This is a genomic window from Pseudomonas sp. Ost2 (assembly GCF_018326065.1).
GTDB lineage: Bacteria > Pseudomonadota > Gammaproteobacteria > Pseudomonadales > Pseudomonadaceae > Aquipseudomonas > Aquipseudomonas gingeri.
The window spans coordinates 7265307-7291905 of the sequence record NZ_AP021904.1; the positions used below are offsets into that span (position 1 = coordinate 7265307).

Sequence of the window (26599 nt, forward strand, 5' to 3'; positions counted from 1 at the left end):
GGGAGCGTGGGCAATCGTCAGCCACTCAGCGGCAGGAACAGCGTGGCGGCGGTCTCGGCGTCGATCGGTCCACGCCAGATGGGCGTGACGTTCACACCCGCGGCCTCCTGGGCACTCTGAAAACTGATGCCCAGATGGCGTTGCTGGAGGGTCTTGAGGTGCGCCTTGCCGTACTCGGCCAGCGGTTTGCTCGCGGTGTCGTAATGGAAGTGCGCGTACCATAACGGCCGACCCTGCCGGTCGCGGATCTCGTACTCCTCGAGAAAGTCGGGTTTCTTGCCGCCGGGGATAGCCCGGCGCCCCCCCAGCTTGCGGATCGTGATCTGTTCCTGCTCCCGCAGAAACCTGATCGCGGTGACGGTCGGCAAGGCTTTGCGGGTCAAGCTGATCCGCAGGTTCAGCCCCTCGTTGGCCAGGATACTGGCCGCCTCCTCCAGCTCGGCAATCAGCGCGCGGGGCGACTGCGTCAGTCCGCGGGTCAATCCTCGCAGCTCCTGGATGACCTCCTCGAAAGGCTGCGCCTTGGTCTCGAGGATGTGCTGGATATCGAGAGGCGAATGCACGACTTTCGCGGTGCGCTCGGCGTCCGCCAGCAGCGCCGGCAAAGTCGCCAACAGGTCACGACCCTTCTTCTCCAGGGACTTGAGCTTCTTCGCCGCACGCACGCTCAACTCTCCCACGCCTCCCAGCAGGCGCAGGCCACGATCCAACCGCCAGAGCCCCGAGCTGTCGCGACGCAACCAGGGGCCCTGGCGCGCCGGATGCCGGTCATTGATGATCACCACCCCATCGAGCCTGCGCGACACCCGAAACCACGCCCCCTCGACACGGGCATAGAAAAGTTTGTCATGCTGATACAGGCCCTTCCATTCGCCCGACTCCAGCAAGCTGCCGGGGGAATCGTCCAGCGAAAGCTTGAAGGACTCCAGCCTGACCAGTTCGGAGGCCGTGAAAGGTCGATCCGGGCGGGTCCAGGCAAACACCAGCTGGCTGGAAACCTTGATGACGGGGTCCTTGACCACCGCGTTACCGAGGGGGACGGCGACCGGCACAGGGGGCCGCCCCTGCGCAGCGAACGAGCGGCGGTGATAGACCAGCACCACAGCCAGGCTCAGCAAGACATCGGCGAACGCCGACCAGGGTTCGGACGCGTTCGGATCGACGAAGGTCTTGAGATCGGACATCAGTTGCACGAGCAACCCGACCTCTGCCAGGGGCGCGGGCGCAAAAGGCACCAGCAGGTTGAACAGCGTCCATCCCAGGTCCGCGAAACGGTTCCAGCGGTCTTCGGCGTCGGAGACGGAAACCGCCTCGGCATGGGCGATCAACGCCTCGACGGTGGCGGCGAACAGCGCAGTGCCGAACGCCTCGGACAGCTCGCTGGTATCGAGCGAAGCCGGCTTGGGAACGGCCGGCAAGTCCTCATCCAGGCGCGTGACCCGGACCACGTGCGGCTCCTTGAATCCGCCCTGGTCATAGATTGCGCGCCTGTTGCTGTCGAGGCCGCCGAGGACCGACTGCTGCAACACCCCTGGCGCCTGAACGGCCGCCAACAGTTCGTCAAGGGAGGCAAACTCGAGCATGAGCCTGGCGCTGCCCGGACGAAACAGCACCTGCGGCCCCTGGTCCGTGGGCCGCGGGCCGATCACGAACATGTTGCGCACCCGGTCCGGAGTGGCCTGCGGTTGTGCGACGAAAGCCAGGGGCCTGACCACGACGGGCTGGCCCCGGACCTCCTGCACGGCGTTATCGTGGGTCACCACCGCCTCGACATACAGGCGGGCGGTCTCCGTCAGTTGCCGTTCGAACCGCAACTCCAGCGCCAGCATCGGCAGCAGGACACGCAGGTAGTCGCTGAAAAGCCCCTCTTGCCGCGCTCGCTCGTCCGGGTCGCGCTGCAATCTCTGCGCAAGCAGCTCAGGGTAGGTCCGACCGACATCGGCGTCGCTCACTGCCGTGCGCAGCGCATCATAGGTCATCCAGGGAGGCGCCGCCTGGCCCTGGTAAAGAACCCGCGCAGCTGCCCCCAGAGGAAATGCCTCGAGGTTCTCCAGCGCCATGGCGACATAATCCCGGGTCTGTGACTCGTAGCGGACGTCGGAAGCGCTCTCTATCATTTCGAGCGGGCGGTTGGCGATACGCGTCAAGGTCACGCTGATGTCGCTGACCGACACGGTCGCGGCCTGCGGATATTTCGTCAGCAAACTCGCCTGCAACGACTCGCCAGCGAAGGTCGCGATATCGGGAATGCCATCGAGAAACGTCTTGCCGGCATGACGCCGATAGACCGCCGCGAGCGCCACCACATAATGACCATAGAGGGTGCGATCCGACGCCGAAGCATTGCGCAAACCCTCCGGGAGCAAGTCACGCAGGCGCCCCAGTTTCGCCTCGTGACCGGAACGGAAGGCCCCGAACAATGCCTGCAGGCCGGTCAGCTCCAGTAGATGCTGCTCAAGGGCTTGCGGGTCGCGATAGTCAGCCGGCCTGATGGCGTCGATAGCCTCCAGCTGTCGTGCCAGCAGGGTCACGGTCAGGGCATCGAAGACGTGATGATCGGGCGAATAATTTCTGAATTCCGAATCCTGCCCGTTCAGGGTCACCTCCAGGGAGCTTTCCAGCGCTTGCGTGGAATCGAACACTTCAATCCCGCCGAACAGCGTGTAAAGCAAGACGATCTGGCGCTTGCCGACCCAGCGGCTCATGGCGAGCGCCTGCACCGGCAAGGGATCGGCGTCCTGCGCGCGGCTATCGATGATGGGGATATAGGCCTGCGCGCAATCGGCTCCGAACCTGGCCTGGCGCTCCTTCAGGTCGGGGTAGTCGAGCACCGCCTGCACGGTACTCAGTTCGTCGCCCGACAGCGCCGTGCTCGCCTGGCGCAATTGCTCCGCGAAGAACTCGGAAAGCCGCTGCCAGGGTGCAACCTCATCCGCCGACGGCGAACCCCAGAAGTCGACCAGGTCCTGTTTGTAAGCCTCCAGCAGCAACGGCGCCCACTCCTTCAGGAGCGCGTCGACCGCCGCGACACTCAGGGACAGTTGCTCCGGATGCTCCGCGCCGGGATAGAGCGTCAGGTAGCTGCCGTCCGGATGAGCCAGTTGCTCTTCGCCGAGGAAGCGTTCGATCAGCAGGTGCGCCAGGGTCAGGACGCGGTATTCCACCTCGTCCCCGCAAGGCTGCGGCTCGATAAGCGCGGCATGGGCAAGCCGTTCGCCGAGCAACGGATACTCGGCCTCCAGCATGTCGCGGACAAGGCCGGGGGTCGCGCTTTCCAGGGTCGGTCGGCGGGCGAAACAGTCACTGAGGGTGTAGACCAGCGCCGCCTGTTCGCTGTCGCTCAAGGTCGTGCCGGGAAGTGGGGACGTCATGTTCATTTATCCTGGTTTCGGGTTCCCGGACCAGATAAACATCGACTGCCCACTTGCCTGCGATAGCCGGTTAATACCCGACGCGGCTAGCGCTTCCAGACCTTACCCAGGCGTGCCAGCGCCGACTCGATATCGGCCTCGGGCACCGCGGCAAACCCCAGCACCAGGCCGGCGCGCCGGTCTTCGGGCGGCAGCGGCTGGGTCATCCAGTAGCTGCTCAGGGGGCTGATTTCCACCCCGACGCTCTCCGCCAGCGCGATCAGCTCCTGTTCCCGCTCCAGGCTCTCCACCGGGACCGTCACGTGCAGGCCCGCCGCGACCTCCGCCAATGGACCGCACCCCGCGATAGCCTGCGGCCAATGGGCCAGCAGGGTGTTGCGCCGGCTCAGGGCGGCCCGGCGCATGCGGCGGATATGCCGCTGGAAGTGCCCGGCGGCCATGAACTCGGCCATCACCGCCTGGGTACTGACCTCCGAGTGCCGCATATCCAGTGCCCGCCGCTGGGAAAAGGCCTCGACCAGCGTCGGCGGCAGCACCAGGTAGCCGAGGCGCAACGCCGGAAAGGCAATCTTGCCGAAGGTGCCGACATACAACACCCGCCCCTGTCGATCGAGTGCGGCCAGGGGGGCCAGGGGCGCGCCGCTGTAGCGGTACTCACCGTCGTAGTCGTCCTCGACGATCCAGCCGCCGCTGCGCTCGGCCCAGGCCAGCAGTTCCAGGCGCCGGGCCAGGCTCATGATCACCCCGGTGGGGTATTGATGGGACGGCGTCACATAGGCCAGCCGACAGTCCGGCAATTGCGCGAGTGCGGCGCAGTCCAGGCCCTCGTGGTCCACCGCCACACCATGCAGTGTGGCCCCCGCCACCGCGAAGGCCAGCCGCGCCGCGCGGTAGCCGGGATTTTCCACAGCGACGCCATCGCCGGGGTCCACCAGCAACTGTGCACAAAGGCTGATGCCCTGTTGTGCGCCGCTGGTGATCACAATTTGTTCAGGCGTGCAGGACAAGCCTCGGGAACCGCGCAGATAAGCCGCGATCAGGCCGCGCAGGCGCTCCTCCCCCGCCGACTGGCCGTAGCACAGCAGCTGCAAGTCCGGTTTGCGCCAGAAAGCCGCCTGCAGCTTGGCCCAGACGCCAAAAGGGAACAGATCGAACGCCGGTACGCCGACCCGGAAAGCCCGCGGCGGACCCGATGGCGGTGCGTGCAAAGGGTTGTTCTCGATCCGCTGCAAGGCACGATTGTGGATAACTTTACTGGATGTAATCCCAGCGGTTTCAGTCGATTTTGTGGATAACCCTGTGGGTAAGCCTGTTGAAAACCCTGTGGATACTTTTGTGGACAACTTTTTGATCGGCAGAGACTTTTCCGGCAACTGGGCAACGTAGGTGCCATCGCCGATGCGGCCCTCGATAAAGCCTTCGGCGTACAGCTGGTCATAGGCGCGCACGACACTATTGCGGGAAATCGCCAGGGCTGCCGCCAGGTCGCGACTGGCCGGCAAGCGGCTGCCGCTGGCCAGGCGTCCGTCCAGCACCCGCAGGCGCAGGGCCTGGTAGAGCTGGTGACTCAGTCCCTTGGCCGGGTCCAGGTAAATCCCGGCGGGATCGAACGGCAGCGGCAATGAAGGACTGGGCATAGCGTTGCACCTGTGAAATGGATCGATGAAATGGACCTACGAAAATCATCACTAATGGCTCTTACAAGCAACCAATAGCCTGCCTAGGATGCAGGCATTCGCCAAGGAAAATCTCCATGTACACACCGAGCGCTTTTTCCGAGCAGGATCTGCTCACCTTGCAACGGCATATTCAGGACACCCGCCTGGCGACGCTGGTCACCCACGGCAAGCTTGGCCTGCAAGCCAGCCACGTGCCGCTGCTGCTGGCCCCCGGGCAAGGTCCCAACGGCACGCTCTACGGCCATCTGGCCCGGGCCAATCCGCAGTGGCGGGAACTGGCCGAGGGCGGCGAAATCCTGGTGATCTTTGCGGGGGCCGATGCCTATGTCAGCCCGTCCTTCTATCCTGCCAAGGCCGAGCACGGCAAAGTCGTGCCGACCTGGAACTACGTGGCCGTGCACGCCTACGGCGAGGCCGAGGTGTTCGACGATGCCGAGCGCCTGCGCAACCTGGTCAGTGCCCTGACCGACCGGCATGAAGCGGGTCGGGACCAGCCCTGGAAAGTCGACGATGCCCCCGCGCCGTACATCGACAGCATGCTCAGGGCCATCGTCGGTTTTGCCCTGCCGATCCAGCGCCTGGAAGGCAAGCGCAAGCTCAGCCAGAACCGCAGCGCCGCCGACATCGCCGGTGTACAACAAGGGCTGGCGGCCAGCGCCGACAGCCAGGACCAAGCCCTCGCCCATTTGATGCGTTAAGGAGTCTGCATGAGCACCCTCGAAATCCGTCCGGTCAGCGCCGCCGACCAGGCCGCCTGGCGTCCCTTGTGGCAGGCCTACCTGAAGTTCTACGAAACCGAGCTGCCGGACGCGGTCTACCAGTCGACCTGGCAGCGTTTTCTCGACCCGGCCGAAACCACCCATGCCGCCCTCGCCTGGCAGGACGGCAAGGCGGTGGGCCTGGTGCATTTCATCTACCACCGCTCGAACTGGAGCGTGCAGAATTCCTGCTATCTTCAGGATCTGTTCGTCGCGCCCGGCCAACGCGGGACGGGCCTTGGCCGATTGCTCATCGAGCACGTCTATGCCACGGCGGCCCGGGCCGATTGCAGTAAAGTGCACTGGCTGACCCACGAAACCAATGCCACGGCCATCCAGTTGTACGAGCGGATTGCCGAGCGCCCCGGTTTCATTCAATTTCGCCACGCGTTGTAAGCCCCCGAGGAAAGCGTCATGTCCACACCCGTAGCCAACTGGCAAGGCGCGCCGACGCCATCCACCCGCCACCTCGAGGGGCGCTTCATCACCCTGGAAAAGCTCGACCCCGCGCGCCATGGCGATGACCTGTTTCGCGCCCTGGAAGGCCCCGGCGCCGACCCGAAGTTGTGGAACTACCTGCCCTACGGGCCGTTCCCGCAACGCAGCGCGTTCAATGACTGGCTCGACGGCCATGCGGCGAGCGCCGACCCGTATTTCTTCGCCGTCATCGACAAGGCCAATGGCGAGGTCCAGGGCCTCCTCAGCCTGATGTCGATCGTCCCGGCCCAGGGCCGTATCGAGATCGGCCACGTCACCTTCGGCGCACCGATGCAGCGTTCGCCCAAAAGTACCGAGGCGGTCTACCTGCTGGCCCGAGAAGCTTTCGCCCTGGGTTACCGGCGCCTGGAGTGGAAGTGCAACAACGACAACGCCCGCTCCCGGGCGGCGGCCGAGCGGCTGGGCTTCCAGTTCGAAGGCGTGTTCCGCCAGCACATGGTGGTCAAGGGCAAGAACCGCGACACGGCCTGGTACAGCATCATCGATTCGGAATGGCCGGCGGTGAATGCCGGATTCGAGCGCTGGTTGTCGGAAGAGAACTTCGGCGCGGTCGGCCAGATCAAGACCCTGGCCGAGTGCCGCGGTTAACCCGCACAACCTGCAAGCACAGCGCCCGCCACCCCGAAAACGCGGTGACTGACACCTCGGCCACCGCTGGCCCACACGCCTCCGCAGACGCCACCAAATCGCCGCGCAAGCGGCGACATCTCGCGCAAAAGACGGGTAAAAAGCCCGACATTTATCGATTACATGGATAGATACATTTCCGCCTCGATTTATTCCGAGGATGAAATGGAATGTCCCCCAAGAAGACCCACCTTGCTGCTGCACTGACATTGGCGCTGAACGGACTAACGGCTCAACACGTGCTGGCTCAGGACTTACGACACCGACAAATTCTAGAACCAGGCGCCTACGCGAAAGTCAGCACAGCGCCCACCTCTGCCGGCGTTTTTCTGGTCAAGCCTCACGCGGGCCCAGGGGGAGCCTATGAGGCATACATCCAGCCCGACGGTTCTGCTGTTCCGGTATACACACCTGCGCTCCCGCCACCCTGCCTGTCATGCATGCCTCCAAATGTCGCCGTCCCTCCATTACAAGTCAGCCAGCCAACGCCAATATTCAGCCGGCCTGTCAACCCGAATGCCAGGTACCTCGGAACGACCGCAGAGGGCGGTACGTGGTGGGAAGCTCCGATTGCCCCCACTTCGCAGCCACCGCTCTCTCAAGGGACGCCGGCGCCCCAGCCTATCGCCACGAACATCGGTATTGTCGAAACCAATCTGAGCAATATCGCGGCCAATACGGCTGCTATCCAAGCCAGCGCCCACAGCATCGCAGGCCATGACAAAAGGATCACTGACAACACCACCGCCCATCAAACCAACGCCAGCAACATCGCGGACCATGACAAAAGGATCACCGACAACACCACCGCCCATCAAACCAACGCCAGTAGCATCGCGGGCCATGACAACAGGATCACCGACAACACCACCGCCCATCAAACCAACGCCAGCAACATCGCGGGCCATGACAACAGGATCACCGACAACACCACCGCCCATCAAACCAACGCCAGTAGCATCGCGGACCATGACAACAGGATCACCGATAACACCAGCGCCCATCAAACCAACGCCAGCAACATCGCAGGCCATGACAACAGGATCACCGACAACACCACCGCCCATCAAACCAACGCCAGTAGCATCGCGGACCATGACAAAAGGATCACCGATAACACCAGCGCCCATCAAACCAACACCAGCAATATCGCGGGCCATGACAACAGGATCACCGACAACACCACCGCCCATCAAACCAACGCCAGTAGCATCGCGGACCATGACAAAAGGATCACCGATAACACCAGCGCCCATCAAACCAACACCAGCAATATCGCGGGCCATGACAACAGGATCACCGACAACACCACAGCCCATCAAACCAACGCCAGTAGCATCGTGAGCCATGACAAAAGGATCACCGATAACACAAACACTATCGAAAGAATGGATGCCGAGGATAAAGCCTTCCGCGAAGAAATCAGGAAGAGTAATGCCCAACTGGAAAAACGGCTCACTGCCGCCGAAACCATAAACAAGCCTCAGCAGGATGATCCAAAAAAAGGAGGACAAGGCGGCAATGTCGGCAAGCCCATCCCCAAACCGGTCGAATCCCCCCTGCAAAATGCCCTGGCCGGCCTGAACGCCCAGGCCAAAAGAGATGCCTGGACACAGCTGTCCGGCGCGGCCAACGCCAACCTTGGCCGGGCGACCCTCAAGGGCGCCAGCCAAGTGGGCAACAGTGCCCTCTCGGCCATGCGCCAGCTCGGCAACGCCCCCTCGGAGCGCCTGCTCGCTGGAGCAAACGGCGCGCCCGGCCAGGTCTCGCTGTCGGGTCATTCGCAGATCAAGCCCAATGACACCCGCCTGTGGGTACAGGCCCTGAACAACGCCAGCACCTTCGACCAGCCCACGGAAACGAAGGCTTTCGAACAGAACACCAAGGGCCTGGTGATGGGCGTCGACTGGGCCCTGGACAATGAATGGCGGGTGGGCCTGCTGGGTGGCAAGTCGCAATCGGAGCATAAAGCCAGCCGCTTCGAAGGCGATCTCGACAGCTGGCATGTCGGCACCTACGCCCTGCACCAGAGCGGGCCGGTGGCCTTGCGCCTCGGCGCGATCCATAGCGACCACTCCGGCAAGACCAAGCGCAACGTGAAGTTCGGCAGCTACAAGGACCGTCTCGCCGGCAACTACGACGCCACCAGCCAGCAGGCCTTCGCCGAACTCGGCTACAACCTGGGCAGCGGCAGCCTGATCGCCGAACCTTTCGCCAACCTCGGCTACGAGCGTTACTCGCGCAAGGGCTATACGGAAAAAGGCGGCGAAGCCGCACTGAAGGCCAGTGCCCAGACCCTGGACAACTTCAGCACCACCTTCGGCCTGCGCACCGCCAGCATCAGGAACATGGACAGCGGCATGAGCCTGGCCCCACGCCTGAGCGCGGGCTGGAAACATCTGTACGGGGCGCTCGACGACACCAGTACCCAGCTCAACCAGGTGACCGGCAGAACCTTCAACACCAAGGCCATCGGCCAGGACCGCGACAGCCTGGTGGTCGAAGCCGGCCTGGACCTCAACCTGTCGGCCAGGCATTCCATCGGCGTGGCCTACAACGGCGAAATGGGCAGCAGCAGCCGCAGCAACGGGGTCATGGGCCAGTGGAAGATGGCTTTTTAAGCAGAACCCGCCGCCCGCTCGGTTGAAAAAACGGGCGATTGAAAACACCCCATGACCCGTAGGAGCCGGCTTGCTGGCGATGGCGCCCGCCAGAACGCAGCAAGACGCGCGAGCCTCATCGCCGGCGATCCGGCTCCTGCACGGCCCCTGTACGACCTCGACTGACCGCTGATCAGGACTGTCATTTCTGACAGTAGATGAGCCTCTCCAAACCCTCGTAGCCTGAAGACGTCGCCCGCTCGCCCACCCGGCAACGGGCATGGATGAACTTCAGCAATGAGGTGCGAAATGTTTGATAAGACACTACAAGACAGCCCCAAAGCCGATATGCCGGAAGAGGCGGTCGTGGGGAAAAGAGTCATGATCACGGGGCGGCCCGTCAACGCATTCAGCGGAATCTATAAGCTCGAATTTCGCGGCCCCGAAACCCCTTCTTCGTCCCCATCCACCGCTCGTACTGGGACAGCATCTCGTTCATCGTGCCCGACAAGCTCGGCGAGCACGTTGTCGAAGGGCAATATTCCAATGGCACCTCCGTGCCATTGGAGGCACACATCTTCGGAACGCTCGACATCAAGCCGGCGTGAGCCCGCCAGAACCTGATCATCAATGAATGTTCGATGCCGTCATCCAGGCCCGACCGTTGATCGGGACTGTCATTTCGCAGGAGGCGCAAAATGATTACCAAAACACTGCAGGCAAAACCCAGAGTCGAGCTGCCGGATAAAGCGACCGTAGGGGAGGTCCTCACGCTCAGGGGCCCAATCGTAAACGCATTCAGCGGGCTCTATCAGTTCCACTTCTCGAAGGGCGGCGACGATGCCCCCAATCTCGTCAGTTTCGACATCATCGATTGGCAAACCATCTCGTTCATCGTTCCCAACAAAGTCGGCGAGGTCACTGTTACAGGCTACTATGCCACCGTCAGCGCCGTGCCGGAGGAGATCCAGCTGTCGGGGCGTATCACGATAGTGCCAGCCTGAATCCGCTGGGCAGCCGCGACGTTGTTGCTCCGGGCAGGAGGCAAAAAAAAAGGGGCACATGCCCCCCGAGGTATAAATCGTTGTGAGTCGAAGGCTGTCGTTCAGCCTTCGATCTCGATAAGGATTTCGCCAGGGTTGACCCGGTCGCCCTTGGCCACGTGGATGGCCGTGACCTTGCCGGCAACCGCTGCCTGCACTTCGGTCTCCATCTTCATCGCTTCGGTGATCAGGACGGCCTGGCCGGCTTTCACGGTGTCGCCTTCCTTGACCAGCACGTCGACGATATTGCCCGGCATGGTGGTGCTGACATGGCCCGGCGCGCTGGCCTGCTTGCGCTTGCTGCTGCCGCCACCGACGAATTCGTTGAGCGGCTCGAACACCACCTCTTCCGGCATGCCATCGATGGACAGGTAGAAGTGCCGCTTGCCTTCGGCCTTCACGCCGACACCGGTAATGTCGACGCGGTAGGTTTCGCCGTGCACGTCGATGACGAACTCGGTCGGTACGCCCTCGCCGCCTGCCGCACGCACGCCGCCGGCTTCAGGAATCGGCAGCAGCGCTTCGGGCACCAGGGTGCCGGCCTCGCGCTCTTCGAGGAACTTGCGCCCGATATCCGGGAACATGGCGTAGGTCAGCACGTCCTCTTCCGACTTGGCCAGGGCACCGATCTCGCCCCGCAGCTTGACCATTTCCGGCTTGAGCAGGTCGGCCGGACGCACGTCGATGACGTCCTCGCTGCCGATGGCCTGGCGCCGCAGCTTCTCGTTGACGGTACCCGGCGCCTTGCCGTAGCCGCCTTGCAGGTACAGCTTCACCTCGTTGGTGATGGTCTTGTAGCGCTCGCCGGCCAGCACGTTGAAGAACGCCTGGGTGCCGACGATCTGCGAGGTCGGGGTTACCAGCGGCGGGAAGCCGAGGTCTTCACGCACCCGCGGAATCTCCGCCAGCACTTCGCCCATGCGATTCAGGGCGCCCTGCTCTTTCAGCTGGTTGGCCAGGTTGGAGATCATCCCGCCCGGCACCTGGTTGACTTGCACGCGGGTGTCGACGGCGGTGAACTCGCTTTCGAACTGGTGGTACTTCTTGCGCACGGCGTAGAAGTACAGGCCGATTTCCTGCAGCAGTTCCAGGTCCAGGCCGGTGTCGAACTCACTGCCCTTGAGGGCCGCGACCATCGACTCGGTGCCCGGATGGCTGGTGCCCCAGGCGAAGCTGGAGATCGCGGTGTCGATGTGATCGGCACCGTTTTCCACCGCCTTGAGCTGGCACATCGCGGCCAGGCCGGCGGTGTCGTGGGAGTGGATGAACACCGGCAGCGACTGCTCGGCCTTCAGCGCCTTGACCAGTTCGCCCGTGGCGTAAGGGGTCAGCAGGCCGGCCATGTCCTTGATCGCCACCGAGTCGCAACCCATGGCTTCCATCTGCTTGGCCTGGGCCACGAACGCCTCGATGGTGTGCACCGGGCTGGTGGTGTAAGCGATGGTGCCCTGGGCATGCTTGCCCGCCGCCTTCACCGCTTCGATGGCCACGCGCAGGTTACGCACATCGTTCATCGCGTCGAAGATACGGAACACGTCGATACCGTTGACCGCCGCCTTGGCGACGAAGGCCCTGACCACGTCATCGCTGTAGTGGCGATAGCCCAGCAGGTTCTGCCCGCGCAGGAGCATCTGCAGGCGGGTGTTGGGCAGGGCCGCGCGCAGTTGGCGCAGGCGCTCCCACGGGTCTTCCTTGAGGAAGCGCACGCAGGCGTCGAAAGTCGCGCCGCCCCAGACTTCCAGGGACCAGTAGCCGACCTTGTCGAGCTTGTCGCAGATCGGCAGCATGTCTTCGGTTCGCATGCGGGTGGCGAGCAGCGATTGGTGGGCGTCGCGCAGGATGGTGTCAGTTACATGGATCTTCTTGGACATTGTCATATTCCTCACAGGCCTGCGTGGGCGGCAATGGCGGCGGCGATGGCCAGGGCCAGCTCTTCGGGTTTGCGCTTGATCGAGTAGTTGGTCAGTTCAGGATGGCTTTCAACGAAGCTGGTATTGAACTGGCCGCTGCGGAATTCCGGGTTGCGCAGGATTTCCTGGTAGTAGGCGGCGGTGGTCTTCACGCCTTGCAGGCGCATGTCGTCCAGGGCCCGCAGGCCACGGTCCATCGCTTCTTCCCAGGTCAACGCCCAGACCACCAGCTTCAGGCACATGGAGTCGTAGAACGGTGGAATGGTGTAGCCGGTGTAGATCGCCGTATCGGTGCGCACGCCGGGACCGCCGGGCGCGTAGTAGCGGGTGATCTTGCCGAAGCTGGGCAGGAAGTTGTTCTTCGGGTCTTCGGCGTTGATCCGGAACTGCAGGGCAAAACCGCGATGGATGATGTCTTCCTGCTTGACCGACAGCGGCAGGCCGGAGGCGATGCGGATCTGCTCACGGACAATGTCGATGCCGGTGATTTCTTCGGTGATGGTGTGTTCCACCTGCACCCGGGTGTTCATCTCCATGAAGTACACCTCGCCCTCGGCGAGCAGGAACTCCACGGTACCGGCGTTCTCGTAGCCCACCGCCTTGGCCGCGCGCACGGACAGGTCGCCGATATAGGCACGCTGTTCCGGGGTCAGCTGAGGGCTGGGGGCGATTTCGATCAGCTTCTGGTTGCGGCGCTGGATCGAGCAGTCGCGCTCGAACAGATGCACCACGTTGCCGAAGCTGTCGCCGAGGATCTGTGCCTCGATGTGCTTGGGATTGACGATGCATTTTTCCAGGAACACTTCCGCCGAGCCAAAGGCCTTGGTCGCTTCGGAAATCACCCGGGGAAACGCCTGTTCCAGTTCTTCGCGGCTGTTGCAGCGACGGATACCGCGACCGCCACCACCGGAGGTGGCCTTGAGCATCACCGGGTAACCGATACGGTCGCCTTCGGTGAGGGCTTCCTCGATACCCGAGACGTTGCCTTCGGTGCCCGGAGTGACCGGCACGCCGGCCTTGATCATGCTGCGGCGGGCTTCGGTCTTGTCGCCCATGCGACGGATCACTTCCGCCGACGGACCGATGAACTTGATTCCACGTTCGGCGCAGATGTCCGCCAGCTCGGCGTTTTCCGAGAGAAAACCATAGCCGGGGTGCAGCGCGTCGCAACCGGTTTCCACGGCCAGGTTCACCAGCTTGCGCGGGTTCAGGTAACCGGCCAGCGGCTCGGCGCCGATGCTGTGGGCCTCATCCGCGCGCTTCACATGCAGGGCATGGCGATCGGCGTCGGAATAGATCGCGACCGAGCGAATGCCCATCTCGGCGCAGGCACGCACGATTCGTACGGCAATTTCACCACGGTTGGCGATCAGGATCTTTTTTATCACTTGGAAATTCCTAAGCCGCTGGAACAAACGACCCGGTTTACAGCCGGAAAAACGGGTCGGCGCGTGACCAGATGTTTCAAGCCAGTCGCGTCATCACACTAGTCCTACCCAGCGATAAACCAAAATCAATAATTATTGGGTCGCTCATAAGCAATGACTTATAGTTGGCCGACCCGAGACCCGAGAGTGTTCGCCGAAAATGCGTAAGTCATTGATGCGTATGACATTGCGTCAACTGCAGATTTTCAATGAAGTCTGCGACCTGCGTTCCTATAGCCGCGCAGCCGACGAAATGTCTCTCACACAACCTGCCGTGAGCCTACAAATTCGTCAGTTGGAAGAGCTGATCGGCCAGCCCTTGTTTGATTATGTCGGCAAGAAGCTCTACATGACCGAGGCGGCTGAAGCGTTACAGCGCGCGAGCCGGGACATTTTCGGCCGCCTGGAAAACCTCGATATGCAGCTCTCGGACATGCAGGGTTCGCTGCAGGGGCAACTGAAACTGGCGGTGGAATCCAGTGCCAAGTACTTCGTGCCGCACCTGTTCGCCGCGTTCAAGCGCCAGCACCCCGAGGTCAACCTGCACCTGACGGTGGTCAACCGCGCGCAGGCGCTGCGCCGCCTGTCGGACAACCGCGATGACCTGCTGATCATGTCCATGGTGCCCCAGGACATGGGCCTGGAGTTCCTGCCGTTCCTGAACAACCCGATCGTGGCGGTGGCGCGTCCCGACCATCCGTTGTGCCACATGGGCCCGCTGCGCCTGCAGGACCTGGAGCCCTACACACTGCTGATGCGCGAACCGGGATCGGGCACGCGGATGGCCTGCGAGGAGTACTTCAAGGAAAAGCGCGTGCACTTCTCGCAGACACTGGAAGTGACCTCGGGCGAGGCCCAGCGCGAGTGCGTGGTGGCGGGGCTGGGCCTGGCGCTGTTGACGCGCCATGCCCTGAGCCTGGAACTGGCGACCGGCGTGCTCCGGGAACTGCCGGTGGAAGAACTGCCGCTCTATCGCAGTTGGTGCGTGGTTCAGGCCAGGGATAAACGCCTGTCACCGGTCGCCCATGCGTTCCTGGGGTTTATCCGTAGTGAACGCTTGCAGATCAGCGGGCTGGTTGAGCGCTTCGACGGTCGGATGCCGAGTCCGCCTGCCAGTAATTGAGTGCGGCGATTTCCTGTTGCAGTTGGCGCAGTTCGGTGCGGTCTTCGATCGCGCGACGGAATTCCATGCGGCGCTGATCTTCCTGCTGCCGACGGGTCTTGACGCTGCTTTGCTCTTCGTGGTGCCGGGCCATTTCGAGTCTCCCAGGGTAGGTAAGAGACTTTCAAGATGGACGCCGGGCGTTACGATTTGGCGGCAGGCGGGTGACAGGCAGATGAATATTGCCTTGGATAATGAAGCGCCTGTTCGGTCGTCTTCGCGGGCAAGCCCGCTCCTACAGGTTTTTTCGGGCTTTGTGGGAGCGGGCTTGCCCGCGAAGGGAGCACCGCGCACCCAACGGCTATCAGTCGTCCAGCGCCTTCACCGACTTGGGCGACAAGCGCAGGCTGCGCAAGCTGCGCTTGACGCTCTTGAGGTGGTTCACCAGGCTCGGGCCACGGGCCATGGCCACGCCCATCGCCAGTACATCGATCACCACCAGGTGGGCGATCCGCGAGGTCAGCGGCGTATAGATCTCGGTGTCTTCATGCACATCGATCGCCAGGTTGACCGTCGACAGCTCGGCCAGTGGCGTCTGGCTCGGACACAGGGTGATCAGGGTCGCGCCGCTTTCGCGCACCAGGTTGGCGGTGATCAGCAGGTCCTTGGAACGCCCGGACTGGGAAATGCAGATCGCCACGTCGGTGGGCTTGAGCGTGACCGCCGACATCGCCTGCATGTGCGGATCGGAATAGGCCGCGGCGGTCAGCAGCAGGCGGAAGAATTTGTGCTGGGCATCCGCCGCCACCGCGCCGGACGCGCCGAAGCCGTAGAACTCCACGCGCTGGGCCGCTGACATGGCCGTCACCGCCCGCTGCAGCGCGGCCGGGTCGAGCTTCTCGCGCACTTCCATCAGGGTATGCAACGTGGTGTCGAAAATCTTCAGGCTGTAGTCGGCGACCGAATCGTCTTCGTGGATCGCGAACTGCCCGAAGCTGGCGCCGGCCGCCAGGCTCTGCGCCAGCTTGAGCTTGAGATCCTGGAAACCCGAGCAGCCGATGGCCCGGCAGAAACGCACGATGGTCGGCTCGCTGATACCCACGCTGTGGGCCAGATCGGCCATGGAACTGTGCATCACCGCCGCCGGGTCGAGCAGCACGTGATCGGCAACCTTGAGCTCCGATTTGCGAAGCAGGTTGCGGGACTGGGCGATGTGTTGCAACAGATTCAAAGGACTGGACTCGATTGTTATGGGCGAACGCCTGGGATGTAGCAGTCTTGTAGTTATACTACATGAAATCGCCGATTGCCCGTTCCATTGCGTAACCAGGCTCCCTGTTGCCGCGCCGCATAGGCCATGTAGCCGCTGTGGCAAGCCACTCTCGCCGAGGCCCAACGGAATAAAAATTTCTTTCGGGACGATTTTCCATCCCTCGTTTCATCACGACCGGGTATCGCTGTCGGCGCGCAGCAACTGCACCAGTTCCGTCGCCTCCACCGGCCGACTGATCAGGTAGCCCTGCACCTCGTCGCAGCCATGCAGCTTGAGGAACTCCAACTGCTGCGGGTTCTCCACGCCCTCGGCCACCACCTTCAACCCCAGGCTGTGGGCCATGGCGATGATCGCGCGGGTGATCGCGGCGTCTTCCGAGCCCTCGTCCAGGCCGCGGATAAAGGTCTGGTCGATCTTCACGTAGTCCACCGGGAAGCGCTTGAGGTAACTCAAGGACGAATAGCCGGTGCCGAAGTCATCGATGGCGAGCTTCACCCCCAGGTCGCGCAACTGCTGGAAGGTCGCGATGATGTGCTCGACGCTGTCGAGCAACTGGCTCTCCGTCAGCTCCAGCTCCAGCAGGTGCGGGGCCAGACCGGTTTCCTCGAGCACCTGGCGCACCAGGCTGACCAGCTTGCCCTGGCGCAACTGGTGCACCGACAGGTTCACCGAAACCCGCACCGGCGCCAGGCCCTGGCGCTGCCACTCGCAGGCCTGCCAGCACGCCTGGCGCAGCACGAACTCGCCGATGGGGCCGATCAGCCCGGTCTCCTCGGCCAGCCCGATAAAGTCCCCGGGCGGCACCCGGCCCATGGACGGATGATCCCAGCGGACCAGGGCTTCGGCGGCGTTCAGCCGGCCCGTCGCGAGGCAGAGCTTGGGCTGGTAGAAGACTTTCAATTGTTGCTCGTCGATGGCCTTGCGCAGCTGGTTTTCCAGTTGCAGGCGTTCGAGGGTGCTGGCCTGCAGGCTGTCGGTGTAGAACTGGAAGTTGTTGCCGCCCAGGTGCTTGGCATGCTGCATGGCGATGTTCGACTGGCTGACCAGCGCCGGGATTTCCCGCGCACTGTCCGGCAACAGGCTGATGCCCATGGACGCGCTCACCACCAGCTCATGCCCCTCCACCGTCAGTGGCAGCCGCAGCTTGCCGAGCAGGCGGGTCGCCACCCGGGCCAGGCTGGAGAGATTGCCGTAGGCATCGAACAGCACGGCGAACTCATCGCCGGACAGCCGGGCGATGGTGTCCGCCTCCGGCAGTGCATTCACCAGGCGCCGGGCCATTTTCTGCAACAGCTGGTCGGCGACTTCATGGCCGAGGCTGTCATTGAGCAGCTTGAAGCGGTCCAGGTTGATATGCAGCAACGCCAGGCTGCGCCCGCCCTGCCGGGCGCGCTGGTTGGCTTCGCGCAGGCGTTCCTTGAACAGCGAGCGATTGGCCAGCCCGGTCAGCTCGTCGTAGTGGGTCAGGTAGCGCATGCGCTCTTCAGATTCGCGCCGGGCCGAAAGATCGGCGAAGAAGCCCACAATATGACTGACTTTTCCCCGAGCATCGCGCACGACATTCAGTTGCAGCCATTGCGGATACAGTTCGCCGTTCTTGCGCGCTTCCACCAGTTCGCCCTGCCAGCTGCCATGCTGCTCGAGGGACTGGTGGATCATCGAGTAGTGCCGCCGGGCATCGCGACTGCAGGGCAGTTCGACGACATTGCGCCCGAGCATGTCCTCGATCTGGTAGCCGGTCACCCGGCTGAAGGCCTGGTTGACCGCCAGCAGGGCGTAGTTCGGGTCGAAGATCACGATGCCTTCGCTGGCGGCCTCGAACACCGTTGCCGCCAGTTGTCGCTGCCCTTCCAGCTCCTTGTGGGAACTGATATCGCGGCGGGTGCCGACCATCCGTAGTACGCGACCACTGGCACTACGCTCCACCGCCCGTCCACGGTCTTCGATCCATACCCAGTGGCCGTCGCCATGGCGGACCCGGTATTCGATCAGGTAGTCCTCGGTGCGGCCTTTCAGGTGCTCCACCAGGGCGCGCTTGAGCGCCGGCAGGTCTTCGGGGTGCAGGCGCGGCTTGAGGTGACTGAGCATCGCCGTCACGTATTCGGGATCCAGGCCGAACAGTTCCTTGATCTGGGTGTGATGCACCTCGTCGGTCTGCAGGTTCCAGTCCCACAGGCCGAGTTCGCTGGCCTGCAGGGCCAGGGCCAGGCGCGTCTCGCTTTTGCTCAGGGCGCGGTTCGCCAGGTCCAGCTCCAGGCTGCGCTGGGCGACGCGGCTTTCCAGGCCGACCTGGGCTTCGCGCAACTCCAGCTCGGCGCGGCGCCGCTGTTCGACCTCCCGGGCCAGCTCCTGGTTGAGCTGCTCGCTGCGGGACTGGGCCTGTTGCAGGTTCTCGATCAGCGCCTGGTTCTGGAAACGCCGCAACAGGCCGCGCTGGATCAGCCGGTTGATCTGCAGGGCCACCACGCTCAGGGATACCAGCAGGATCAGGCCGAGCCAGCCCCAGCCCTGTTGCGCGCCGCTTCCGCCCCAGAACAGATAGGCGATGGCCGGCAGCAGGCAGGGCAAGGTGAAACTCAGGAAAGCCGTGATGCTCACGGCGTAGGCGACGCTGGCGGACAGGGTCGCTGCGCCGATCAGGCCGAAGACCCAGGCCTGCTCGAGAAAACTGTCGGTGGGCACCAGGGCGATACCGGCGCAGGCCAGGGTCAGGCCGCTGACGGCGGAGCCCAACAGGAACATGCGGCGCCAGATCGGCTGGGCCTGGCGGCTGGGAATCGCCGAATCGAAGGCCGCGACCTGGATCACCCGCAGGGCCACCAGCGCCATCAGCCATACCAGCCAGGTGCTGACCAGCAGGTAGCGCTGCGGGCTCCAGAGCAACCAGGCGCAGACCAGGCCATTGATCAGCATGAACAGAGTGGGCAGCAGCGAGCCCTGATACAACAGGCGCGTACGCTCGACCGCCAACTCGGTGGCGAACTGCTTGCGGATAACCCGCCCAGCCTCCACGGAGGGGCTCAGCGCATCGAAGCTGTGAGTCATGGGCATTGTTCTTATAATGATTGAGCCATAAACGTCGCAGGAGCATACACAAGCATCCGGTCGGACCAAACTGCTCCAGGTCATAAAATGCAACGGATTTACCCACGGCAAAACCCTTCGATACAGGGCGAAGTCAGAGCCGGCGCCGCCTGCGGGCAGTGACCGACCGGTCGTCATCGGCGCTGTTTTTTCTCCGGCCGGGCCTCTGGACCCGATTGCCCCCCTGCGACTGTCCGATATCGACCACCCGGCATTAGGGTTTGCCCGCCCGCAGCCAGCACCCTAGAATGCGCCGATGCGCGATGATCTCTCCCTTCTGCTGAACTCCCTCAACGATGCCCAACGCCAGGCCGTAGCAGCCCCCGTTGGCCGTCAGTTGGTCCTGGCCGGTGCCGGCTCCGGTAAAACCCGGGTGCTGGTGCACCGTATCGCCTGGTTGATCCAGGTCGAAAACGCCTCGCCCTACTCGATCCTGTCGGTGACCTTCACCAACAAGGCCGCTGCCGAGATGCGTCATCGTATCGAGCAGTTGATGGGCATCAGCCCCGGCGGCATGTGGGTCGGCACCTTCCACGGCCTGGCACACCGCCTGCTGCGGGCGCACTGGCAGGAGGCCGGCTTGAGCCAGACCTTCCAGATCCTCGACAGCGACGATCAGCAGCGGCTGGTCAAGCGGGTGATCCGCGAACTGGGCCTGGACGAACAGCGCTGGCCGGCGCGCCAGGCGCAATGGTTCATCAACGGCCAGAAAGACGAAGGCCTGCGCCCGCAGAATATCCAGGCCAGCGGCGACCTGTTCCTGGCGACCATGCGCGGCATCTATGAGGCCTACGAGGCCGCCTGCGCCCGCGCCAACGTGATCGACTTCTCCGAACTGCTGCTGCGCGCCCTCGATCTGTGGCGCAACAACGAAGGTCTGCTCAAGCACTACCAGAAGCGCTTCCGGCACATCCTGGTCGACGAGTTCCAGGACACCAACGCCGTGCAGTACGCCTGGTTGCGCCTGCTGGCCAAGGGCGGCGACAGCCTGATGGTGGTCGGCGACGACGACCAGTCGATCTATGGCTGGCGCGGGGCGAAAATCGAGAACATCTACCAGTATTCCGAAGACTTCCCGGACGCCGAGACCATCCGCCTGGAGCAGAACTACCGCTCCACCGCCGGTATCCTCAAGGCGGCCAACGCCCTGATCGCCAACAACACCGGGCGCCTGGGCAAGGAGCTGTGGACCGACGGCGGCGAAGGCGAGGCGATCAACCTCTACGCCGCCTTCAACGAGCACGACGAAGCGCGCTATGTGGTGGAAACCATCGAAAGCGCGCTGAAGACCGGCCTGGCCCGTAGCGACATCGCCATTCTGTACCGTTCCAACGCCCAGTCGCGGGTGCTGGAAGAAGCCTTGCTGCGCGAGCGCATCCCTTACCGGATCTACGGCGGCCAGCGCTTCTTCGAACGCGCCGAGATCAAGAACGCCATGGCCTACCTGCGCCTGCTGGAAGGCCGGGGCAACGATGCGGCGCTGGAACGGGTGATCAACGTCCCGGCCCGCGGCATCGGCGAAAAGACCGTCGAGTCCATCCGCGAGCACGCCCGCCACAGCGATGTGTCGATGTGGGAAGCCATGGGCCAGCTGATCGCCAATAAAGGCCTGACCGGTCGCGCCGCCAGCGCGCTGGCTGCCTTTATCGAGCTGATCGAGAACCTGGCCGCGAAAACCAGGGACACGCCGCTGCACCTGATGACCCAGATCGTCATCGAGCAATCCGGGCTGATCGCCTATCACGAAGCGGAAAAAGGCGAGAAAGGCCAGGCCCGGGTGGAAAACCTCGAGGAACTGGTCAGCGCCGCGCGCAACTTCGAGGCCTCCGAAGAAGAGGAAGACCTGTCGCCGCTGGCCGCCTTCCTCGGCCACGCTTCGCTGGAAGCCGGCGATACCCAGGCCGACGAGCACGAAGACAGCATCCAGCTGATGACGCTGCACAGCGCCAAGGGCCTGGAATTCCCCTACGTGTTCCTGGTGGGCATGGAAGAAGGCCTGTTCCCCCACAAGATGAGCCTGGAAGAGCCGGGGCGTCTGGAGGAAGAACGGCGCCTGGCCTATGTCGGGATTACCCGGGCCATGCAGAACCTGGTCATGACCTACGCGGAAACCCGGCGCCTGTATGGCAGCGAGACCTATAACAAGGTGTCGCGCTTCGTCCGCGAAGTGCCGAAGGGACTGATCCAGGAAGTGCGGCTGTCCAACAGTGTCAGCCGCCCGTTCGGCGGCGGCCAGCAGCAGAGCAGCAGCCTGTTTGGCGGCAGCGATATCCCCGATACCGGTTTCAGCCTGGGCCAGGCGGTGCGTCACAGCGTGTTCGGCGACGGGGTGATCCTCAACTTCGAGGGCGCCGGCGCCCAGGCCCGGGTGCAGGTCAACTTCAGTGAAGGCAGCAAGTGGCTGATGCTCGGCTACGCCAAGCTGGAAGCCATCTGAGGCCGGTGGAACGATCCGTCGACGGAGAGCGCAATATCATGGGTTCAGGCTTTTTTTCCTCGTGGACATTCTGGGCCCTGCTGTCGGCGACTTTCGCCGCCCTGACCGCGATTTTCGCGAAGATCGGCATCGATAACGTCAACTCGGACTTCGCCACCCTGCTGCGCACCGTGGTGGTCCTGATCAGCCTGGCCTTGATTTTGTACGCAACGGGCCAATATCAGTCATTGAGCTCGATATCCGCCAGGAGCTATCTGTTCCTGCTGCTGTCGGGCCTGGCTACCGGTGCCTCCTGGCTCTGCTACTTTCGCGCCTTGAAAGTCGGCCCGGCCTCGCTGGTGGCACCGGTGGACAAGCTCAGCGTGGTGCTGGTGGCGATCATCGGTGTCCTGCTGCTGGGAGAGAAGCTCGACCTGCGGCAGTGGGGCGGCATCGGGATGATTACGGCCGGCGTGGTATTGCTAGCTTTCCGACGCTAATCCAGAAGATTTCATACAAAGCTTGATGACATGCATGACAGACCGATGAGTATTGGTCCTGTTGCCTTTCATGAAATGTTCAGCTTTGGAATGAGAGGATCAGGCAAAAGCCGGAAACACTCTCTCGCTAGCCAGTAACATTTCACCTGTGCAGTATGGCGCGCGTGCACTCCACAAACGGGAATTCCCTTATGCAACGTTTTCTTAGCATCGCCCTGGCGCTCTGCATCGGCCTGACGATGAGCCTCGACGCCAACGCCAAGCGCTTTGGCGGCGGCAAAAGCATGGGCTCGGCTCCGAGCCACCAGACCAGCCAGATGGCTCCTGCCGCTGGCGCAGCCGGCGGTGCGGCGGCTGTAGGTGCGGCCGGTGCCGCGGGCGCGGCGGCCAAGGCCGGCGGCGCCTCGCGCTGGCTGGGCCCATTGGCCGGCATCGCCGCCGGTGGCCTGCTCGCCTCCATGTTCATGGGCGGCGGCTTCCAGGGCATGCAGTTCTTCGACATCCTGATCATGGCGGTCATCGCTTTCGTGATCTTCCGCTTTATCGCCGCCCGTCGCCGCAAGCAGCAGGAGCACCTGGCTCCGGCCGGCGCGCCGTACCAGCGTGAAGTGTTCGAACAACCGGCCCCGGCACAGAACTCGATCTTCGGCGGTTCGGCTGCCCCGGCAGCGCCTCGTCGCGTGATCAACGCCCCGGCCTGGTTCAACGAGGAGCGCTTCCTGGAAGCCGCCCGCAGCCACTTCCAGTCGCTGCAGCAGCACTGGGACGCCAATGAAATGGACAAGATCGCCGAGTTCGTGACCCCGCAGATGCTGCAATTCCTCAAGCAGGAACGCGCAGACCTGGGCGACGGCTTCCAGTCCACCTACATCGACAACCTCCACGTGCAACTGGACGGCCTGGACGATCGCGCCGACAAGACCATCGCCACCCTGACCTTCAGCGGCGTGTCGAAGACCTCGCGCTTCGACCAGGGCGAGGCCTTCAGCGAAAGCTGGAACATGGAACGCCCGCAAGGCGACAACCAGCCTTGGCTGGTCGCAGGTATCCGCCAGAACGGCTGATCCAGGCGCTTTGCCTACAGCAATAAAAAACCCCGGACTTGTCCGGGGTTTTGCATTTCACGATTGCACTTGTAGCAAGCTACTGTATAAAACGCGTCATACACACCGCGCCATGAAGCAAGAGGATTGAGGCCGTGGAAGAAGTCATCGAACAATTGCGTGAAGCCAACGAACCGGTACCGGTGCCCCTGGAGTTGCCCGACGAGGACCAGTTGGTCGAAGTGGAAGAGGAGTTGTTCATCAACATTCCCTTCGTCTTCAAGGAATTCCTCCTGACCGTCAGCGACGTGGTCTATGGCAGCCTGGAGCCGGTGACCGTCACCGACCCGCAGTCCCATACCTACCTGCCCGACGTGGCCGCGAACGCCTGGGACAGCGGTGTACCGCGGGACCTGATCCCGATCTGCCAGGACGGCGACAACTACTACTGCGTCGAGGAAGACGGCACCGTGGTGCTGTGGTCCGGCGAAGAAGAGCTGATCACCGAGGAGTCCTGGGAATCGGTCTGGCACTGGGCGCGGGACGTCTGGCTGGAAAGCTGATCAACGCGACATCGCTGACCCGTGGGAGCCGGCTTGCCGGCGATAGCAATCTTGCGGGTGCCAGAGATCCATGGCCGCCTGTGGCGGATCGCGAGCAAGCTTGCTCCCACAGGTGGAAATCGGTGCCTGGACCTCAGTGCCCTGCCGCATCCTTGTTGTTCTCCAGGGTCTCCAGCAGGGCGACCTGCATCCGCGTATGCACGCGGATGAACCAGCGCCACAGCACCGCCGCCACAGCCGCCGCGACCACGGCGATCAGCATGAGCAATTCGTTGGTCGGCAGGATGCTCGCCGACAGTGCCGACAGCAGCAGGAAAATCACCAGCAGCGAAAGGATCGGGATCACTTCGGCGATCACCCGGCGTACGCGCTGGGTATGCCGCCCGGCCATCTCCGGCTTCACCCCCATCTCCGCCAGCAACATCGACAGCGCCTTGAGCTTGCGATAGGCGGCGATCAGGAACGGCAGCGACAGCAGCAGCGCTCCGCCCCAGATCAATGCCTTGTGCCAGCTCGGCTCGCTGACCCAGCCTTCCAGGTAAGCGGCGATCGGCAGCGCAAAAAAGCCGCCGGCAAAGAAGATCGCCACCACCAGCGCCAGGTTGACCCCGACCTGCAGGAGGATTCGCCGGATCATCGAAGCCAGCAACGCGCCTTCGCCCTGGGGCTGAATGCTGCGCAACCACTCGCCGTAGAGGCTGAACACCCGCCCGATACGACGCGGCACCACCGCGGCCAGCTTCAGCGACAGCGGGTCCGCCGCCCGGATCAGGTAGGGCGTGAGCAAGGTGGTGATCACCGATACCGCCACGGCCACCGGATAGAGGAAGTGGCTGGTCACCTGCAGGGTCATGCCCAGCGCGGCAATGATGAAAGAAAACTCGCCGATCTGCGAAAGCCCCATGCCGACCCGTAGCGAAGTACGGCCGTCATTGCCGGCGATAAAGGCCCCCAGGCCGCAGGAGAGCATCTTGCCCAGCACCACCGCCACGGTGATCACGGCAATCGGCCAGGCATAGTCGAGCAGCACCGCCGGATCGAGCATCAGGCCGATGGCGACGAAAAAGATGGCGCTGAACAGGTCGCGAACCGGCTCGATCAGGCGTTCGATCTTCAGCAACTGGCGCGATTCGGCCATGATCGCGCCGATCAGGAACGCCCCCAGCACCATGCTGTATTCGAGCCTCACCACCAGCAGGCAGAAACCGAAACACAGCCCCAGCACGGTGATCAGCAGCATCTCGTTGCTTTCGAAGCGGGCCACATAAGCCAGCAGCCGCGGCACCAGCAGGATCCCGATCACCAGGGCGACAATCATGAACAACGACAGCTTGCCGACGGTGGAGAAGACTTCGCCGGAACTCACCGTGCCGCTGACGGCGATGCTCGACAGCAGGGCGATGATGCCGATGCCGAGGATATCCTCGACGATCAGCACGCCGAAGATCAGCTGCGCGAAGCGCTGGTTCTTCATCTTCAGGTCATTGAGCGCCTTGACGATGATGGTGGTCGAGGAAATCGCCAGGATCGCCCCGAGGAACAGCGAATCCATGGTGTTCCAGTCGAACCAGCGGCCGATCTCGTAGCCGATCCAGATCATCAGGACGATTTCCAGGAACGCCGCTATAAACGCCGTCGCCCCGACCTTGAACAACTTGCCCAGGCTGAACTCCAGCCCCAGGCAGAACATCAGGAAGATCACCCCGAGTTCGGCCAGGGTCTTGATGGTCTCTTCGTCATGGATCAGGCCGAAAGGCGGCGTGTGCGGGCCGATGATGAAACCGGCGACGATGTAGCCGAGGACCACCGGCTGCTTGAAGCGGTGGAACAGAATGGTGACTACACCCGCCACCAGCATGATCACGGCCAGGTCCTGAATAAAACTGATGGCATGCATGGCGTGACGCTCCTTGTGTTTTCGCGAACAACCGGACAACCGCTCACAACTCCATCAGTTGTGAGCGATCACCGTTCCAGGTGTAAGAATTTTCTATGGCATGGCTTTTTGAAGGTTAACACCGGGACTTCCGACAAAAAGCCGGTGCAATATGTAGAAACAGATCCCCGGGTGCGTGACGATGGCCCGATCGGCGGCGTCCCGTTATCGAGCGTCTGAGAAAATGAAGCAAGCGCCCGCAGAGGTGCCTGAACCCGTCCCTGCCTACCCTACCGTGAGCGTGCTATGGAACCCGGAAATGCCCAGCTGTCGATGACCGTTTTGATGACCCCGGATATGGCCAACTTCTCCGGCAATGTCCACGGCGGCACCCTGCTCAAGTACCTCGATGAAGTGGCCTACGCCTGCGCCAGCCGTTATGCCGGCCGCTACGTGGTGACCCTGTCGGTGGACCAGGTGATTTTCCGCGAGCCGATCCATGTCGGCGAGCTGGTGACCTTTCTCGCCTCGGTCAACTACACCGGCAACACCTCGATGGAGGTGGGCATCAAGGTGGTGACCGAGAACATCCGCGAGCGTTCGGTGCGCCATACCAACAGCTGCTTCTTCACCATGGTCGCGGTGGATGACCAGCGCAAGCCGGCGCCGGTCCCGCCATTGCAGCCGCAGACCAGCGAGGACAAGCGGCGCTTCATCCAGGCGCAGCAGCGCCGGCAGATTCGCCAGGAACTGGAAAAGCGCTACCAGGAAATCAAGGCCGACGCACCCTAGCGGTAAGGGCCTGGGAGCTGTGCTTTCTGGGCGCAGT

General features: G+C 63.0%; 20 protein-coding genes. 11 read left to right on the forward strand and 9 right to left on the reverse strand.

Annotation, left to right across the window (positions count from 1 at the left end; all coding sequences use genetic code 11):
• Positions 1 to 17 precede the first annotated feature (17 nt).
• Together KI243_RS32350 and KI243_RS32355 are read right to left on the reverse strand one after the other, a co-directional pair.
• Positions 18 to 3371, reverse strand: coding sequence for a DUF6543 domain-containing protein (locus KI243_RS32350; RefSeq protein ID WP_212810299.1), 3354 nt, complete (start codon positions 3369 to 3371; stop codon positions 18 to 20).
• Between the two features lie 86 nt (positions 3372 to 3457).
• Positions 3458 to 5008 carry a PLP-dependent aminotransferase family protein gene (locus tag KI243_RS32355; RefSeq protein ID WP_177118215.1) on the reverse strand — a complete coding sequence of 517 codons (1551 nt, stop codon included), beginning with the start codon at positions 5006 to 5008 and terminating at the stop codon, positions 3458 to 3460.
• 116 nt (positions 5009 to 5124) lie between these two features.
• Here KI243_RS32355 and KI243_RS32360 point away from each other — a divergent pair, with 116 nt between their 5' ends.
• The 3 genes from KI243_RS32360 to KI243_RS32370 are packed head-to-tail and all read left to right on the forward strand — an operon-like array spanning position 5125 to position 6894.
• Positions 5125 to 5748, forward strand: a complete 624-nt coding sequence (locus KI243_RS32360; protein ID WP_177118216.1) for an FMN-binding negative transcriptional regulator — start codon at positions 5125 to 5127, stop codon at positions 5746 to 5748.
• 9 nt (positions 5749 to 5757) lie between these two features.
• A complete protein-coding gene (locus KI243_RS32365) occupies positions 5758 to 6204 on the forward strand; it encodes a GNAT family N-acetyltransferase (protein WP_177087288.1) in 447 nt (148 codons plus the stop codon).
• 18 nt (positions 6205 to 6222) lie between these two features.
• Complete coding sequence (locus tag KI243_RS32370; RefSeq protein ID WP_212810300.1) at positions 6223 to 6894, forward strand: GNAT family protein; 672 nt, start codon at positions 6223 to 6225, stop codon at positions 6892 to 6894.
• Between the two features lie 506 nt (positions 6895 to 7400).
• Here KI243_RS32370 and KI243_RS32375 read toward each other — a convergent pair.
• Entirely contained in the window at positions 7401 to 8606 is a 1206-nt protein-coding gene (locus tag KI243_RS32375; protein WP_244861928.1) for a hypothetical protein, read from the reverse strand.
• On the opposite strand from KI243_RS32375, the gene KI243_RS32380 reads away from it, so the two are divergent.
• On the forward strand, positions 8505 to 9554 hold the full coding sequence (locus KI243_RS32380) for an autotransporter outer membrane beta-barrel domain-containing protein (RefSeq protein ID WP_244861926.1): 1050 nt from the start codon (positions 8505 to 8507) through the stop codon (positions 9552 to 9554). The two genes, KI243_RS32375 and KI243_RS32380, sit on opposite strands and share 102 nt — an antisense overlap.
• A 677-nt stretch (positions 9555 to 10231) precedes the next feature.
• Complete coding sequence (locus tag KI243_RS32385) at positions 10232 to 10537, forward strand: hypothetical protein (protein WP_177087299.1); 306 nt, start codon at positions 10232 to 10234, stop codon at positions 10535 to 10537.
• A 101-nt stretch (positions 10538 to 10638) separates the two neighbouring features.
• Here the strand turns inward: KI243_RS32385 and oadA are convergent, their stop codons facing one another.
• The gene (gene oadA, locus KI243_RS32390) at positions 10639 to 12447 is read right to left on the reverse strand and encodes a sodium-extruding oxaloacetate decarboxylase subunit alpha (protein WP_017129379.1); all 1809 of its coding nucleotides are present in this window, start codon (positions 12445 to 12447) and stop codon (positions 10639 to 10641) included.
• Between the two features lie 11 nt (positions 12448 to 12458).
• On the reverse strand, positions 12459 to 13874 hold the full coding sequence (locus tag KI243_RS32395) for an acetyl-CoA carboxylase biotin carboxylase subunit (protein ID WP_017129378.1): 1416 nt from the start codon (positions 13872 to 13874) through the stop codon (positions 12459 to 12461).
• Positions 13875 to 14073: 199 nt separating this feature from the next.
• Between KI243_RS32395 and KI243_RS32400 the strand changes: the two genes are divergently transcribed.
• Positions 14074 to 15036 (forward strand): LysR family transcriptional regulator, encoded by a 963-nt coding sequence (locus KI243_RS32400; RefSeq protein ID WP_177087301.1) that lies wholly within the window; start codon positions 14074 to 14076, stop codon positions 15034 to 15036.
• On the opposite strand, the gene KI243_RS33045 is transcribed toward KI243_RS32400, so the two are convergent.
• From KI243_RS33045 to KI243_RS32410, 3 genes are all read right to left on the reverse strand, one after another.
• The gene (locus KI243_RS33045; protein ID WP_083875491.1) at positions 14978 to 15169 is read right to left on the reverse strand and encodes a hypothetical protein; all 192 of its coding nucleotides are present in this window, start codon (positions 15167 to 15169) and stop codon (positions 14978 to 14980) included. The two genes, KI243_RS32400 and KI243_RS33045, sit on opposite strands and share 59 nt — an antisense overlap.
• Before the next feature lie 210 nt (positions 15170 to 15379).
• The gene (gene hexR, locus KI243_RS32405; protein WP_017129376.1) at positions 15380 to 16246 is read right to left on the reverse strand and encodes a transcriptional regulator HexR; all 867 of its coding nucleotides are present in this window, start codon (positions 16244 to 16246) and stop codon (positions 15380 to 15382) included.
• Positions 16247 to 16456: 210 nt separating this feature from the next.
• On the reverse strand, positions 16457 to 19333 hold the full coding sequence (locus KI243_RS32410; protein WP_017129375.1) for a GGDEF domain-containing phosphodiesterase: 2877 nt from the start codon (positions 19331 to 19333) through the stop codon (positions 16457 to 16459).
• 295 nt (positions 19334 to 19628) lie between these two features.
• On the opposite strand from KI243_RS32410, the gene uvrD reads away from it, so the two are divergent.
• The 4 genes from uvrD (at position 19629) to KI243_RS32430 (ending at position 23894) form a co-directional block, all read left to right on the forward strand.
• Positions 19629 to 21809 (forward strand): DNA helicase II, encoded by a 2181-nt coding sequence (uvrD, locus tag KI243_RS32415; protein WP_017129374.1) that lies wholly within the window; start codon positions 19629 to 19631, stop codon positions 21807 to 21809.
• 38 nt (positions 21810 to 21847) lie between these two features.
• On the forward strand, positions 21848 to 22288 hold the full coding sequence (locus KI243_RS32420) for an EamA family transporter (RefSeq protein ID WP_017129373.1): 441 nt from the start codon (positions 21848 to 21850) through the stop codon (positions 22286 to 22288).
• A gap of 191 nt (positions 22289 to 22479) precedes the next feature.
• Positions 22480 to 23352: a Tim44 domain-containing protein gene (locus tag KI243_RS32425; RefSeq protein WP_103032609.1), complete on the forward strand. Its 873-nt coding sequence runs from the start codon at positions 22480 to 22482 to the stop codon at positions 23350 to 23352.
• Positions 23353 to 23486: 134 nt separating this feature from the next.
• Positions 23487 to 23894 (forward strand): SMI1/KNR4 family protein, encoded by a 408-nt coding sequence (locus tag KI243_RS32430; RefSeq protein WP_017129371.1) that lies wholly within the window; start codon positions 23487 to 23489, stop codon positions 23892 to 23894.
• 133 nt (positions 23895 to 24027) lie between these two features.
• Here KI243_RS32430 and KI243_RS32435 read toward each other — a convergent pair whose 3' ends face one another.
• Complete coding sequence (locus KI243_RS32435; RefSeq protein WP_017129370.1) at positions 24028 to 25791, reverse strand: cation:proton antiporter; 1764 nt, start codon at positions 25789 to 25791, stop codon at positions 24028 to 24030.
• Positions 25792 to 26076: 285 nt separating this feature from the next.
• Here KI243_RS32435 and KI243_RS32440 point away from each other — a divergent pair, with 285 nt between their 5' ends.
• A complete protein-coding gene (locus tag KI243_RS32440) occupies positions 26077 to 26562 on the forward strand; it encodes an acyl-CoA thioesterase (protein WP_017129369.1) in 486 nt (161 codons plus the stop codon).
• Positions 26563 to 26599: the final 37 nt, after the last annotated feature.

What these genes read in the sequence shown, in the direction of transcription:
- KI243_RS32425 (WP_103032609.1), top strand. Translation starts at nt 22,480, where the DNA reads ATGCAACGTTTTCTTAGCATCGCCCTGGCGCTCTGCATCGGCCTGACG.
- uvrD (WP_017129374.1), top strand. Translation starts at nt 19,629, where the DNA reads ATGCGCGATGATCTCTCCCTTCTGCTGAACTCCCTCAACGATGCCCAA.
- KI243_RS32365 (WP_177087288.1), top strand. Translation starts at nt 5,758, where the DNA reads ATGAGCACCCTCGAAATCCGTCCGGTCAGCGCCGCCGACCAGGCCGCC.
- oadA (WP_017129379.1), bottom strand. Translation starts at nt 12,447, where the DNA reads ATGTCCAAGAAGATCCATGTAACTGACACCATCCTGCGCGACGCCCAC.
- KI243_RS33045 (WP_083875491.1), bottom strand. Translation starts at nt 15,169, where the DNA reads ATGGCCCGGCACCACGAAGAGCAAAGCAGCGTCAAGACCCGTCGGCAG.
- KI243_RS32410 (WP_017129375.1), bottom strand. Translation starts at nt 19,333, where the DNA reads ATGACTCACAGCTTCGATGCGCTGAGCCCCTCCGTGGAGGCTGGGCGG.
- KI243_RS32435 (WP_017129370.1), bottom strand. Translation starts at nt 25,791, where the DNA reads ATGCATGCCATCAGTTTTATTCAGGACCTGGCCGTGATCATGCTGGTG.
- KI243_RS32385 (WP_177087299.1), top strand. Translation starts at nt 10,232, where the DNA reads ATGATTACCAAAACACTGCAGGCAAAACCCAGAGTCGAGCTGCCGGAT.
- KI243_RS32400 (WP_177087301.1), top strand. Translation starts at nt 14,074, where the DNA reads ATGCGTAAGTCATTGATGCGTATGACATTGCGTCAACTGCAGATTTTC.
- KI243_RS32420 (WP_017129373.1), top strand. Translation starts at nt 21,848, where the DNA reads ATGGGTTCAGGCTTTTTTTCCTCGTGGACATTCTGGGCCCTGCTGTCG.
- KI243_RS32360 (WP_177118216.1), top strand. Translation starts at nt 5,125, where the DNA reads ATGTACACACCGAGCGCTTTTTCCGAGCAGGATCTGCTCACCTTGCAA.
- KI243_RS32440 (WP_017129369.1), top strand. Translation starts at nt 26,077, where the DNA reads ATGGAACCCGGAAATGCCCAGCTGTCGATGACCGTTTTGATGACCCCG.
- KI243_RS32370 (WP_212810300.1), top strand. Translation starts at nt 6,223, where the DNA reads ATGTCCACACCCGTAGCCAACTGGCAAGGCGCGCCGACGCCATCCACC.
- KI243_RS32355 (WP_177118215.1), bottom strand. Translation starts at nt 5,008, where the DNA reads ATGCCCAGTCCTTCATTGCCGCTGCCGTTCGATCCCGCCGGGATTTAC.
- KI243_RS32350 (WP_212810299.1), bottom strand. Translation starts at nt 3,371, where the DNA reads ATGACGTCCCCACTTCCCGGCACGACCTTGAGCGACAGCGAACAGGCG.